Source organism: Paenibacillus sp. EPM92 (assembly GCF_016586185.1).
In the GTDB taxonomy this organism is placed as follows: domain Bacteria; phylum Bacillota; class Bacilli; order Paenibacillales; family NBRC-103111; genus Paenibacillus_G; species Paenibacillus_G validus.
Genome location: NZ_BCPS01000049.1, coordinates 1 through 14,194, shown reverse-complemented (window position 1 = coordinate 14,194; position 14,194 = coordinate 1). Strand labels below are relative to the sequence as shown.

7 protein-coding genes, 4 tRNA genes and 1 rRNA gene are annotated in these 14,194 nt (G+C 52.3%); all 12 read right to left on the bottom strand.

Annotated features, from left to right (window positions below):
- Window positions 1–17 precede the first annotated feature (17 nt).
- Window positions 18–830 carry a carbohydrate ABC transporter permease gene (locus JMF85_RS09160; RefSeq protein WP_127605070.1) on the bottom strand — a complete coding sequence of 271 codons (813 nt, stop codon included), beginning with the start codon at window positions 828–830 and terminating at the stop codon, window positions 18–20.
- A gap of 24 nt (window positions 831–854) precedes the next feature.
- Window positions 855–1,751 (bottom strand): carbohydrate ABC transporter permease, encoded by an 897-nt coding sequence (locus JMF85_RS09155; protein WP_127605029.1) that lies wholly within the window; start codon window positions 1,749–1,751, stop codon window positions 855–857.
- Window positions 1,752–1,859: 108 nt separating this feature from the next.
- Window positions 1,860–3,200 (bottom strand): ABC transporter substrate-binding protein, encoded by a 1,341-nt coding sequence (locus tag JMF85_RS09150; protein WP_127605031.1) that lies wholly within the window; start codon window positions 3,198–3,200, stop codon window positions 1,860–1,862.
- A 100-nt stretch (window positions 3,201–3,300) separates the two neighbouring features.
- Window positions 3,301–4,206, bottom strand: a complete 906-nt coding sequence (locus tag JMF85_RS09145) for an HAD-IIA family hydrolase (protein ID WP_236595796.1) — start codon at window positions 4,204–4,206, stop codon at window positions 3,301–3,303.
- A gap of 220 nt (window positions 4,207–4,426) precedes the next feature.
- Window positions 4,427–4,981 (bottom strand): glycerol-3-phosphate responsive antiterminator, encoded by a 555-nt coding sequence (locus tag JMF85_RS09140; RefSeq protein WP_054800343.1) that lies wholly within the window; start codon window positions 4,979–4,981, stop codon window positions 4,427–4,429.
- 118 nt (window positions 4,982–5,099) lie between these two features.
- Window positions 5,100–10,805, bottom strand: coding sequence for a glycerophosphodiester phosphodiesterase family protein (locus JMF85_RS09135; protein WP_230876085.1), 5,706 nt, complete (start codon window positions 10,803–10,805; stop codon window positions 5,100–5,102).
- Window positions 10,806–11,118: 313 nt separating this feature from the next.
- The gene (locus JMF85_RS09130; RefSeq protein WP_127605035.1) at window positions 11,119–13,326 is read right to left on the bottom strand and encodes an ATP-dependent helicase; all 2,208 of its coding nucleotides are present in this window, start codon (window positions 13,324–13,326) and stop codon (window positions 11,119–11,121) included.
- A 185-nt stretch (window positions 13,327–13,511) separates the two neighbouring features.
- Window positions 13,512–13,582: transfer RNA gene (locus tag JMF85_RS09125), tRNA-Arg, on the bottom strand.
- A gap of 3 nt (window positions 13,583–13,585) precedes the next feature.
- A tRNA-Pro gene (locus JMF85_RS09120) sits at window positions 13,586–13,662 on the bottom strand.
- Between the two features lie 163 nt (window positions 13,663–13,825).
- A tRNA-Arg gene (locus JMF85_RS09115) sits at window positions 13,826–13,902 on the bottom strand.
- Window positions 13,903–13,909: 7 nt separating this feature from the next.
- Window positions 13,910–13,984: transfer RNA gene (locus JMF85_RS09110), tRNA-Gln, on the bottom strand.
- 49 nt (window positions 13,985–14,033) lie between these two features.
- A 5S ribosomal RNA gene (gene rrf / locus JMF85_RS09105) occupies window positions 14,034–14,150 on the bottom strand.
- Between the last annotated feature and the right edge of the window lie 44 nt (window positions 14,151–14,194).

The following is a 14,194-nucleotide window of genomic DNA, read 5'->3' as shown; positions in this document are numbered from 1 at the left end:
TCTCATGTTTCGTTCTTTTACTTTAATCCGGAATGCATGAAGCTCTCGACAAACTGACGCTGGAAGACGAAAAATACGAGCAGCAGCGGCAGGATAACCAGCAGCGTCGCCGCCGTTACGGTTCCCCACTGGGCTCCCGTCTCGAACGATTGGGCGAATATGGCGATGCCGACGGTCAGCGGCCGGGTTTCCACCGAGTCGGTTACGATAAGCGGCCACATGAAATTGCTCCAGTGCGTACTGACCGAGATGAGCCCGAATGCGATATAAGTCGGTTTCGCCGAGGGCAAATATACATGCCACAGCGTTTGCCACCATTTGGCTCCGTCCGCCTTAGACGCATCGTCCAAATCAAGCGGAATTTGCTTGAACGTCTGCCGCAGCAGAAACACGCCGAACGAGGAAGCCCAATAAGGCAGCATAATTGCCAGCTTGTTATCAATCAAGCCGAGCTCTTTCATCGTTGAATAATTCGGGAAAATCAGAATGTCCGGCGGAATCATGATCTGCGTCAAGAAGAGAATAAAGACGACGCCCTGTCCGATAAAACGCAACCGTGCAAACGCGTAAGCAGCCAGCGTAACCGTAATCAGCTGCACCGCCAAAATGCCGGTAACGATCAAAATCGTGTTCGAGTAGTACCGAAGAAACGGAATGGTCGTCCATGCCGATATATAATTGGCAAACGTCGGATGTTCTATCGCGAACGGATTGATTCTTGTGATGACTTCGCTTGAGGGAGTAAACGATGTGACAACGGTCCAAACCAGCGGAACCAGAAAGGCCATCCCCAACAATACGATAATGGAACGGTTGATCGCTCGTGCCACCATAGAAGAACTCCTTTCTTCTTCCTAGTAATGGATCCGTTTGTCCAGATAGGCGTAATTGAAAACGGAAATAACAAGCAAAATAACGAGAAGCACGACAGTCAGCACGGACGCCTTGCCCATATCCCAAAAGCTGAACGCCGTCTCATAAATATGGTACAGCAGCAAATTGCTCGCGTTATTGGGGCCTCCCTTTGTCATGATGTATAAGTGGTCGACCAATTTAAAGGAGTTCGTTGTGGCAATCACCATGACGAACAGCGTTGTCGGCATCAAGAGCGGAAAGGTGATCTTGCGAAAAGCCTGGAAGGGACTCGCGCCTTCCATTTCCGCAGCTTCGTACACTTCCCTCGGCAAGTTCTGCAGTCCTGCCAAATAAAAGATCATGAAAAACCCCGCTTCCTTCCAGATGATCATGACGATCATCGACAGCATGACCCAATCCGGATCGCCCAGCCAATTGTACCCCGTCAAGCCGAAGACACCGATAAATTTATCCAACAATCCGTAGTCGGGCGTATAGATAAACAGCCAGATGTTGGCGATCGCAATCATCGGTATAAAGGTCGGATAAAAAAACGCCGCGCGCAGCAGACTTGTCCCCTTCAGCTTATTGTTGATCCAAACCGCCAGATAGAGCGCCAGCAAAATACTTACCGGCACGGTGCCAAGAACGAGCAGTAAATTGTTGGCGAGCGCCTTCATAAACACATCATCCTGAAACACCTGTACATATTGGTCGAAGCCGACGAACTTCCTTTCGGACAAATTCGAGCTGTAGAAGCTTACATACACCGATTTAATCGTCGGATAGAAGGTAAACAAAGCCAGAAACACAAGCGAAGGAAGAAGCAGCGCGTAAGCGAAGCCGTTCTCTCTCCAGTTGATTTTTCGTTTGGCGCCCGGCGCGCATTGTATCATTCGAATCCCCCTTTTTCTACGTCCTGCTTGTTCGCGACTGCCTAACGGACGGGATTACTACGGCACCTATGCCGTGATAATCCCGTCCGTTTCGGCTGTGATTGACTGCTACTTCTGGAAGCTTTTCAGAATTTCGTCAGCCTGCTGCTGGGATTTATCGAGCGCTTCTTTAGGCGTCATTTTACCGAGCAGCACAGCCTGAATATTGTCGTTAAACAGCTTGGTCACTTGCCCGTTTTGGTACGTCGACAGTTCGCTGTCCGCATACTGCAGCTGATCTCTCGCCACAGCCGCCTGCGGGAAATCTTTCACGTAATTTTTCAGCAAATCGGTTTCATAGGAAGCCTTCGTCGTTCCGACATACCCCGTATCGATCGACCATTGGGCTACCCGCTCCGGTTTCGTCAGAAACTCGATAAATTTCACCGCTGCTGCCTTGCGCTCTTCCGGAATGTTTTTGAACACGTACAGATTGCCGCCTCCTGTCGGAGACCCGTATTGCTTATTAGCCGGCAGGAAAGCTACGCCGAAATTGAATTTCGCATCCGTCTTCACTTTCGTTAGATTGCCTGTCGTATGGAACATCATCGCGGTTTTGCCGCTGATAAAATCGGACGGTACGGTCGCCCATTCCAATGTGCCTTCAGGCATGACTTTATCCTTGCGTCCGAGGTCCGTGTAGAACTGCAGCGCTTCCTGCACTTCCGGTTTATTGAAATAGACCTTCTTGCCGTCGTTCGACATGATGTTCGTGCCTGTTTGCAGCGACATCGCCTGCAGCATCCAGTATTGATAGCCGGTGCTTGGAATTTCAATGCCCCACTGCGTCACTTTACCGGATGCGTCTTTGACCGTCAGCTTGCTGGCGGCTTCCTTCAGCTCGTTCCAGTTGGCAGGCGCCTTGTCCGGATCGAGTCCCGCTTTCTTAAACAGATCCTTGTTGTAGTACATCACGATCGTACTGCGCTGGAACGGAACGCTCCATACGGTATCGCCGGACTTGGTGTTGCCCATGAACGCTTCATAGAAGCCGTTAAAATAATCTTTGGAAAACCGCGGCGTCAAGTCTTCGATCGCATTCATCGAGAGCAGGCTGTATAAGTCGGTAGACAAGAGGACCGCGATATCCGGCGAATTACCGCCCTGCACAGCCGTCGCGACTTTCGTCATCGTATCCTGGTAGCTGCCGCCGTAGACCGGCTTCACGGTAATGTTCGGATTTTCCTTGTGGAAATCGTCGGCCAATTTATCGATCAGCTTCGTGATCGGACCGCCGACGGCTACCGGAAAATAAAACTGCACGTCTACCGGCTTATCGGCGGCTTTGGCCGTTTCGGCCGGACTTGAGCTTGCGTTCCCGTTTTGCGCTGCAGGCTTGTCGGCTGTTCCTTGGCCGCAAGCCGACAGGACGAATGTTGTCGCAAGCACGGATAGCAATACTTTTTTCATAGATAAATTCCTCCCTAAAATTCTGTTTTATGTAGATCCTTCGCCAAATGAAGGTTACTGCCGGTATGATCCAGCTCGGACAATCCCCTGATGCAGCGTATCAGCTGGTACCGCTTCTTCCGGTATATAGCCGCTGTTCACCGATAATTTCACTTAACGAAGCGAGTACGTAATCCGGCTCGACGCCCGTCAACATGATGTCTTTGCGCGAATCGGCTCCTGTCAGAACAAGCGCCGTATACATGCCGCTCGCTTTGCCGAAGCGGATGTCGGTTTCGATCCGGTCTCCGACCATCAGACACCGTCCGGGGTCGACAGACAGCTTCTCGAACGCCTTTTCCGCATAATAGGCGGAAGGCTTGCCGATCACTTTGAACGTCTCGCGTGAGCTCGCCGTCTCCAGCGCCTTCACCAGCGACCACGTATCCGGAATCGCTCCGTCGTCGATCGGGCAGAACGGGTCCGGGTTGGCTGCAAGGAGCAGCGCCCCATTGCGAAGGGCATTCATGCCTTGAGTCAGCTTGTCATACGTAAACTGCCTGTCCAATCCGACCAGCACATGCGTCGCGCTCAGCGCGTCCTCGGTCGTCTCCACGCCGTACCGTTCCAGCTCCAGCTTCATGGCCCGCTCGCCGATCATGAACACCTTGGCGCCCGGCTCATGCTCCCCGAAATACAGTCCGGCCACGCTGAGCGCCGTCATAATTTCATCCTCGCTGCATGCGACCCCGAGCTGTTCAAGCCGCTGCTGCACCTCTTCGATGGTGCGAATCGTCGTATTCGTCACGAACAGCAGCGATTTCTCCTGTTCGCGAAGCCTGTTCAGCGTAGGCAGCACGCCCGGCAGTATCGAATTGCCGGCATACACAGTGCCGTCCAGATCGAACAAATAACCTTCGAATTGATTCAAACCGGCGGGGCGCTTCTTTACCCGCCCTTCTTCCTTGGCGCCATCCCCTGTGCAAGGCTGGAACCCGTTCTTCTGATGCGTCCCCTGTTCTGTCACCGCTCTACCTCTTTCCAATAAAAATAACCCTTGTCCGAAAATGTAAAATAAGCGTCATCGGACACATCGCACAGATGCCCCGGCTTTTTTTTACATTTTACTGAACAAGGGTTTTCTCCTGTTCTCAACCCATCGTAACCAGCAAATATGTTCGATATAAACTTAGTATAAGGCAGTTTTGTCAAGGGACGATAAAATCCGTTCATAGGTTTTGTAAATTTCAGCGTGCAAATGGGTGCTTCCACATGGACGGATCACCGCTGGAAATAAAATCTGCACCGCTTTCCAGCGCAGCCCTGATTTCCTCCTCGTAACGGATCAATCCCCCGACAATCAGCGGCTGCTTGATCGTGTTCTTCAGCTCGCGAATGACCCTCGGCATTAACCCGGGCATAAGCTCGACCTCATCCGGATGTGATCCCGCAATCATTCGAACAGCCGTTTGAACGGCCGCAGTGTCAATGGCAAAGATGCGCTGAATGCTTCTGATGCCCGCCTGCCTGGCCGCAGCGACCGCGTTCGACTTCGTCGTTACGATGCCGTCCACCTTGAACTTCGCTGCCAAATATTCGACGGTATGCGCATCCCTGCCCAAACCCGAAACCATCTCCAAATGGACGTAAACCTGTTTCCCTGTTTCATGAATGTGTTGAATAATCGATTCCAGATTGCCGATATGTCCTGCCATTAAATTCACGCGCGTGACGCTGCTTTCCAGCACTTTCGAAATTTGCTCCTCTTTCGTAACCGAAGCGATGATCGGATAATTGCTCATGCGTGTGCACCTCCAAGGCTTGCTTACTACCACTATACCCTTCGATTGTTTGCGGAGTGTTAATATTCAAAAGTCCCCACCATATCCAAACGTGGTGGGGACAGCTATCTGCCTTACGTTAGTTGGAGAAATCGATGGAACGAAGCATTCTGCTCAGCAGCACCGCGCTTTCCGCTCTCGTTCCCGTGCTTTCCGGCGCGAAACGATTCGCTGACACGCCGTTCACCATTTGCAGGCCCGCCAGTTTGGCCGTCGCTTCCCTCGCCCAAGCAGCAATCACCGATTCATCGGAGAAAGAGGCGTTGCCGGCGGCCGGATCTGCTGCGCGATAACCGGCAAACTGCATGGTCCGGTAAATCATGACGGCCATTTCCTGCCTCGAGATATAGCCGTAGGGGCGGAAGGTATCGTCTTCGTAACCGGTGACGAGCCCGTTAGCGGCCGCGGTATTTACCGCGCTCGCGAACCAGTCCCCCGGCTTGACGTCCTTGAACGTTGCGCCTGCCGGAGCTGCGGCGGCCAGCCCCAGCGATCTCACGAGCAGCGCGGCAAATTCGGCGCGCGTGACTTCCCGGTCCGGCGCGAATTTGTCGTCATCGACACCTTGAACAATCCATTTGGCGGCCATTCTCTCTACATCCTGTTTAGCCCAATGCCCGCTCAAATCGCTAAAGGTTACACGGCGGTCCAGAAGCATATAGGTGCTGTTGGACCTGCTGTACAGAACCGCTTCGCCATCCGCAAGAGCAAACGGAACCGGCTGATACACGGTGTTTCCGTTCGCATCGGTTTCAACCCGCACAGCTGCCAGCGTCTGTTCATTCACCGGCCCGTTCAGCTTCATCGTTCTGGGCACATACCGGCTAAAGCTTGAGATTTCACTGCTGCTTCCATTCTCCGCCGCCGCCGTTAACTTGAATTCGATGGAGGCGAGCACCTGCAAGCCGTTCGCTTCGGCAGCCGATTTAGCCTTGTCATCCTTGGTCATCTGGACGGTTACATGGAGCTTGTCCGGCGATACTTCCAGCCTGGTCGCCCATGCCCTGACATCGATTTGCTCCAGTGGAAGCTGCCATGCACCCAGATTCGTCTTGAACACGACGGTGCTGCCCGCTTGCTGCGACTGAAGGACTTGAAGCGCTGACGGAGTTAACGAAATCATCGCTTGATCGATGTCTTCGCCTTCTTCCACGGCCTGCAGCGTAATGCTGCCTTGGCCGGCTCTGTTCACGGCGGCTCGAATCGCCGCGTCGTCGACTGTAGTTTGTGCGATTTTTCTGCCGTCTTCTTCTTTGTCACGAATGCCATCGCCGGTTGATGGAGCGCCGGCAGACGGAGCAGGCGACGAAGTTCCGCCGCTCGATTCGTCGTCAGGCTGGGGCCGGAGTACGCTCAGCACATACTCTTTGGTCGTCGTGTTGTCGTCCGCCGTCACTTGAATCGCAATCCGGTTCGTTCCATACTTGAGCGCCGCCTCGTATACCGCGCCGCTTACGGTCGGGACACCATTCACTTTCAACGTCGCCCAGGCATCGGCGGCCGTTGGCGTTACACGGATTGTGCTTACGCTGCGGCCAACCGTCCATTGATACGCTGTCGTATCCGGAGCAAATGCCGGCGTTAAGGTGCCCGCGCTCACCTCTAACCCTGCCAGATCGGCATTATGGGACTCCACATGAATGAGAACCGGCTGCGTATAGAGGTCGTACTTATTGTTGTCGTCGATAACAAACGAGTAGCGAAGCAAGGCATGCGCTCTGCCGGGCTTCTTCGCTGTAAGCATGCTGCCGTTCGCTTCTACCGTATCCAGTCCGTCCAACAATACGATGTCAGGCTGAACATCCTTTTGTTCACCCTTAAAGGTTACGATATAGGACGATAACGGAATGGTTTCGTTCTGCTGCAGGACGAACTTGTCATTCACCGGTTTGAGCGCAGCCGCCCAGTCTGAGGCCCAGTCCGCATAGTCGGTCGTAATGCCATAGACGCCGCTTTTAAAGATGTTGATGAAATCATTTTTGTTATTGTAGGTCCATGGGGATACGATCAACCCCCGGTGCTTCGCGGCCTCCAGGAAGTTTTTGTTCAGCTCCCTGTCATAGCCCGTATTAAAAGTAGCATTCAGCGGCTGGACAAGCATGAGCGCATCGCGCAAAGATTTTTGCGTATCGGCTTGCTTGACCGTACCGGCACTGACCAGTAAACCCAGCGGCATCTCCGGCATCAGCTGAGCCATCAATTTCAGTTGACTGGCATGAAAAGACATCGTATCGATCAGCGCCTCGGCATCCTGTTCCCTAATTACCCGGACGTAGGTGCCGACAGCGTTAGGGGTGCTTGTCTTGATCTCGGCCATAATCATTCTCCCGTGCGCTTTGGCCAGATCGATCTGCTCCTCCAGGGTCGGAATCTTCACGTCAGGGTAGCCCGCCGGCATCGGCTTGTTGGCATTGAGCGCCTTCAATTCCGCAAGCGTGTAATTTTCCGCATTCCCGGATCCGTTCGTCGTGCGGGTCAAATCGGTATCGTGTACGATAACCAAATGCCCGTCTTTGGAAAGATACATGTCGTTCTCGATAAAATCAGCGCCCGCCTGAATCGCCAGAAGGTTGCTTTCTATCGTATTCTCGGGAGCTTTGGTCGGCAATCCGCGATGGCCGATCATATACGGCTTGCGGATCAGCGTCAAGTCATGGGTATATACCTTGAAAGCGTCGAACGCCTTATCCGGCGAGTCGGTGACAATCCCGTTCACTCCGGCCGTAATCAGACGATGCATCGCGATGCTCTCGTCAGCCGCATTCGCCGTTTCCTTGGTCCAGATCGAGACCATCCGCTGTTGAAGGTAGTTCACATTGTCAGGCGTTGCGGCGCTCTGCGGCAGAAGCGCGATCTTGGCCAAGCTGGCCGTCGTTTGTCTGCGGATATCGATCAATCGATCTTCGGACCCATTCGTCTCCGATGTAAAATCGACGATACCGCGAATGATCGGATAAGCGGTTCTCGCTTTTTTGATCAAATCTCCGTTATTCGAAACAACAAAGGCGTCTTCAAGTCCGATGCTCTTTAAATACTCCGTCAACCGCTCAACGGAGAGCTCATCCTTCACGTAAAAGGCAGGAATCATCCTCGTTCCAATCGTGCCGAGAACCGAATCGAGACTGCCGATTTCCTTCTCGCCCGTCGGATTGGTCACCTTCAGGTCGCCGTTCACATGCAGAATGACCGTTGCCGGCAAGGTAGGACCGGTGAAGCCGGCCAAGTTCTCCAGACTTGTGATCTCCGCCACTACCGTAGGCGCCATCGCGATTTTCGTATCCGGCTCCGTCACCTGAACGAACCGGTCCGACGGATCCACGATAGCCGGAAGCGGAGTTTGCAGCAGGGTGACCCGGATATTGTCCACTTTCATTTTACTTCCGTCGGCTTGAAGTCCGATTCTTCCCTTCGCATAGCTGGTTGCCCGGTCGGTATCGATAACAAGCTGGCTGCCGATCCATTCCTGCACCCGGTTTCCATAGGCTAGTATCGTGTAATGGTACAGCTTATTCGGATTGATAGCTTCTGTGTACGATCCTTTTTCCATGACGTTCCAACCATTGGCAGGCGTCCGCTCCGCAAATTCGACGCCGTTGGCCGCCGTCGCATCCTGCCTGACCGCCATCTGGTAATACGGGTAATTATCGTTCTGAATTCTGTACATGATGGAATTCCATCTCGCTGTGTTATTGGCCGCCAGATGCGTAATGTCGGCTTCGATCTTGTAATTGCCGAAGGCCCCTAAATAATCGGGAAGCAGTACTCTCGAAGGGTTGTCGGGAGCCGCGCTTGCATCGATTTCAAATGCGCCGTTATTCACGGCCGCCGCGCCGGCAGTTGTCCCTTGTTTTCTTGTCCAGCCTTGCGGCAGCGTTCCGTTCGCAAGCGCGTCAAAATTTTCTTCATAGAGCACATAATCGCTGTCGCCGGCATTCTTGGCTACGACCCGTATGGACACTTGGACACCATCTTTTTCCGCGGTTACGGTGTACACGCCTTTTTGTTGTACCTTCATTGTGCCGCTATGAATCACGACAGCGGGATCGACGGAAGTCCAGTTTACTTCGCTTCCCTTCATCAGCCCCGATGTAAAATCGCTGTAGTCCGCACGCAGCGTTATCGAGTCGAGCTCGATCGGTTGACCCGCAGCGGCTGACAGCACATAACCGCTCTCGTGCTGAAGCGATACTACTTTGGCCCCGACTGCAGAAGGCGTTACCGTTATTTCCTGCGACCATTCGGCATCGGCGTAGATCGCCGTCACTTTCGCTTTACCCGGTTTGAGCGGATTGATTTGATTGTTTACGATTTTGATGACACTCTCATCCGATGTATACAACTTGAGCATCCCGGAAGGCACCGCTTCGGTAATACCGTCGGAGTAATATACACTGGCCGTCACATTAACCGCGCCAGACAGAGCCTCCATCGTAGGCGGCAGCGTCATATACAGGTTGTCGGCCGTAATTCGGGTCACTTTCAAGTTGTCGAACGAAACCTTGCTTTGGTCCGCTTGAAATCCGATTTTGCCTTTTTCCAAGAGCACATCTGACCCTAACGTTTGGTCCGTCAAAAGCGTAAAGTCGGCATCGGTTTTCGCTTTTATATATTCCTTGACGTTGTTCCCGAATACCCGGACTTTCAAGGTGTAGTCCTCATTTAACGTCAGCGGCTTCCACATGCCGGAAATCGGCGTCGGTGAAAACCAGTTTCCATCCGGTTTCCGATAAGCCATTTCATAAGTGCCGTTCTGCCGGACAGCCATTTGATCGTAAGGGACCTTGCCGTTAGAAGGCACACGGAACATGAGCGCCGCCCATCTTTGGGCATTCACCACGCCTTCGAATCTCATATCCGCTTCAATCTCATAATTGTCCCATTGAATGGGCGCGATGACCCGGGCCTGCTTCCCCGACGCCTTCCCGTCAAATAGCATTCTTCCGTTACCGTAGGTATCCTGCACAACTGTAAACGGGCTGCTGCCGCTGTTCACATCCGAGATCCAGCCGGGAGGAAGGCTGCCTGCCGCATAGCCGTCGAAATGTTCCTGAAGAAGAACAGGATTCACATCCCCCGAAACCGGGCTGCCGTCTACAAGCGTCACGACACCGTAGCCGCTCGTATCGTTCCAGAACGAGCTGGAGTTATAGGCGCTCCAATAGCTTGTCCGCTGCTGGCTTGTATCGTCGCCGTACCGGTCGGTTGTGCCGATCTCCAAACCGAGCCGCTTGTTCAGCATAGGGTCAAAATGAAGCATGTCCCAAGGAACCGCCACTTCAAGCGACCAGCCGGAAGCTGTCGTTTGAATCGCCCTTAATATCTTCTTCTCATCCTTGCCGCTGTGATTGCTCAGCGCAGCCCCGAATTGCAGCTTCGGCGTCGTCGTTCCCGGCTGATACATCAAGCCGATCTGCATGTCGCCCTCGGCAAACGGCGCAGACTGATGCTGTGTCGGATCCAGAAAAATGTTCACGCCATCCTGCTCGAACCAATACCCGGAGCCATTATGAATCAAATTCGCGTCATCGGACTTCACGCCGATATATAAATAACGGTTATCCCACAGTAGGCCAAAGCGGGATTCCTGGAACCCCCCTTCCCCTATCCGTCTGTCCAAACGCTCATTGATGCTCCAGATGGATTCATCGAGCTTGCCGTCAATGACAGGAGCATGCCGCGTTTTGTTCACGTCGAGCGTTTTTCTTCCCGCGTCTGCCGCTTGAGCTTGCTCTGGCAGCACGCTAAGCTGGAGCATGCCGCTTAATAAAGCGACGATGATCCACATATGGAATAACTTCCTATACCTGTTCATTTCCCTCATCCCTTTCATCCTTGGTCAGACTGCTTGTTCATCAAAGCGCGGCGGCCTTACCACCCCTCCCGCACACAGTTTCGGAAAGCACAAAAAAACCCTTCATCCAGCAAACGAAACCGGAGAGTCTTTACTTGACGACTCATCCAATTGCTGCAATGAAGGGTTTTCTCCTTGTCTCCTACCCTTGTCTATTCGGTTCGTATAAGGAACTCACATTTCTATTTTTACTTTACCAGCGCATTGTTTCCGGAATGTCATCCGCATGCGAAGAGATTGTAAAGATTCATCCCGGCTCCAGGAGCCCCATTTCCAAGCAAGCTTTAACCGAAAGCTTCTTAACCTCGGCCTGAAAGCGAATGTCCATTCGTTCCCCCGACAGCTGGACGATTTCCCCCCGCCCCCAAGACCGGTGCTGAACCGTCAGCCCTATTTTCAGTTGAGCCGCGCTCGTTATCGCATTCGGGTTGAAGGGAACCGCGGGCTTTACCGTATTTGCCTGGACGGACGCTTCCTGTTTGGGCAGCGGCTTGTCGGGCGTGACGATGCTGCGAACGTCCGCAACAAACGGAGATTCTTTTACTTTTTCGCCATCCCTTTTTTGATACGTAAGCAGCTCCAGTTCCCTTTTCGCCCGGGTCATGCCGACGTAGAATAAACGGACGGCTTCCTCCAAGAGGGCCTGATTCCCTCCGGCCTTTTTCTCCATGTCCGCGGAAGCGGGCAGGATGCCGTCGATCAGATCGATCATATATACCCGCTCGAACTCCAGACCTTTTGCACTGTGAAGGGTGGAGAAGGTCACCGCATTGTGGTCCTTATTGGACTTTGAGCTTTTCATCAGAGACGCCAAGTGCTTCAGCCGCTTCGCAAAATCTTCCATCGTTTCGAGCGTATCCGCGATCGCTTCCAGCGTGTTCAGAATACCGGTCAAGTATTCCTTGCTGAATCCCAGCCTTTCACACATCTTGTCGATGGCTTTCTCGTAGCCAAGCCGGTTTCGAATTACCCGGATTGCCTCAAGCGGCGGCATGCCTTTCATCTGTTGCAAGGTTTCTTTGACTTCCTGCACCTGTTTACGCTGGTAATCTTGCAGCGGGACGTAGTTCAGCAAATTATCAAAGACGGATTCGTTATTGTCGATTCCCTTCAGTACCGCCATCTGCTGCTTGGTAATATACCCGTTAAGCTTGGTATGAATTTCTTCCATAATATCAACGCGCTTGTCCGTAAAGGTCATTCGCATGAAGTTCAAGATGTCTTTCACGACCCAATGAGAGAAAAAACGAATGTCAGCATCCTTCATATAAAAGGGAATCCCCGCGCGGTCAAATTCGTTCATCAAAGGAATGGAAGAGGAATGATTTCGATACAGCACCGCCACATCGCGAAGACTTTCAACCTTTTGGATTTCCTGGACCAAGTATTTCGTCTGATAAGGGTAATCGGCAAAGCTCCTGATTCGGATCGGCTTATGCGATGAGTTGTGAGTAAACATGTTCTTATCGTACCGATTTTTGTTTCGTTTTATGAATTGGTTGGCCGCTTTCACAATATGTTGCGATGACCTGTAGTTTTGCTCCATGAAGAGCGTAACGGCATTCGGGTACACTTGCCTGAAGTTAAGCAAATAGGCAGGCTCCGCGCCTCTCCAGCTGTAAATGGATTGATCATCGTCGGCTACGACACACAGATTGCCATGTTCCCTTACCAGCTTCTCGACAATGGCGTGCTGTACCATCGACGTGTCCTGACTTTCATCGGTCAGCACATAATCGTACCTTTGCTGATATTTGCGCAGCAGCTCCCGATCCCTCTCCAACACCTCGTTCGCGATGGTCAGCATATCGTCGTAATCAATCAGCAGCTTGCTCGAGCCTAACCGTTTATAAGTCTCATATTCCCACAGGATTCGCCCCGCTTCCTTCACATTACATGGAACGTTCGACCATTCGTCTTCAGGAATCATTTTGTTCTTGATGAAGCTAATGTAGGTGGTGAGCTCGTCCATTTGATCATCGGTGATGTTTTCGCGGGCGATCGTTTTATACAAATGCCGTAAAATAAACTTCTTATGTAAAGGCGGACTATCGGAATCCAAATCGCCCAGTTCTTCCAAGCTGATGTCGCCTTCAATGATTTGATAGGCCGTCCTCGTTTTACGGAAATGCTCCCGAACGACCTCGAAGGCCATGCTGTGAATCGTAGAAAAATCAACCGGCGGAAGATCAGGGAAAAAACGTTTAAACCGCTCTTTCATATCCGCCGCTGACGCGCGGCTGAATGTAATCGCCTTAATGCGGGACGGGACAACTCCCTTCTCTTCAATGAGGTAGCCGATCCGCATGATGACCGTGGTCGTTTTCCCGGATCCCGGAGAGGCCAGAAGAAGCAAGGCTCCCTCCGTTTGAAGAACTGCCTGCTTCTGGACGTTATTTAAAGAAACTCCGTTTTGTTTGATGTTTCGGGTAAAAAAATCGTCACTTGCTTTCATATCCGACAAACCCTTTCAACTAAATCAAATGCCGCATCACATGGTTAGGACACTTACGAGACTATTATAGCATCTCCTTCTAATAGGATCCCGGCTCTCTCCCCGGCATAAACAAAAAACGAAAGCCCGGATGATGAAGGGCTTTCGTTTTTCACTCTTCGTACACTGATCTCTACGGATCGATAAGCGTTTGACGGGAATCGAACCCATTCCGCCAGCTCAGAAGGCTGGAATTCTTCCATTGAACTACATACGCATATGGTCGGGACGACACGATTCGAACATGCGACCCCCTGGTCCCAAACCAGGTGCTCTACCAAGCTGAGCTACGTCCCGGGATAAAATGGCCTGTTGGAGCACACTTTGTAACTCGGTAAAGATGAATGGCGTGCCCTGAGAGATGCGGCTTTTAGCCGACTGCGCTTTCGAAGCGCAGCTCCGACGAACTCTAACGTTCGAATCTAAATCTCAGCACACTTTGTAACTCGGTGAAGATGAATGGCGTGCCCTGAGAGATTCGAACTCCCGACCTTTTGATTCGTAGTCAAACGCTCTATCCGGCTAAGCTAAGGGCACATGGCAATGGCTGGGGATCTAGGATTCGAACCTAGGCATGACGGAGTCAAAGTCCGTTGCCTTACCGCTTGGCTAATCCCCACTGCTTGCTGAAGTCACTTTCATAGAAAAAGCTCACCCAGGGTGAGCTTGCTTGGCGACGTTCTACTCTCCCAGGACCCTGCGGTCCAAGTACCATCGACGCTGGAAGGCTTAACGTTCGTGTTCGGGATGGGTACGCGTGGTTCCCTTCCGCCATCATCACCAAACGGATGTTGATGCTTCTGCCGCGAAACATCAGATCTTGCCTTTC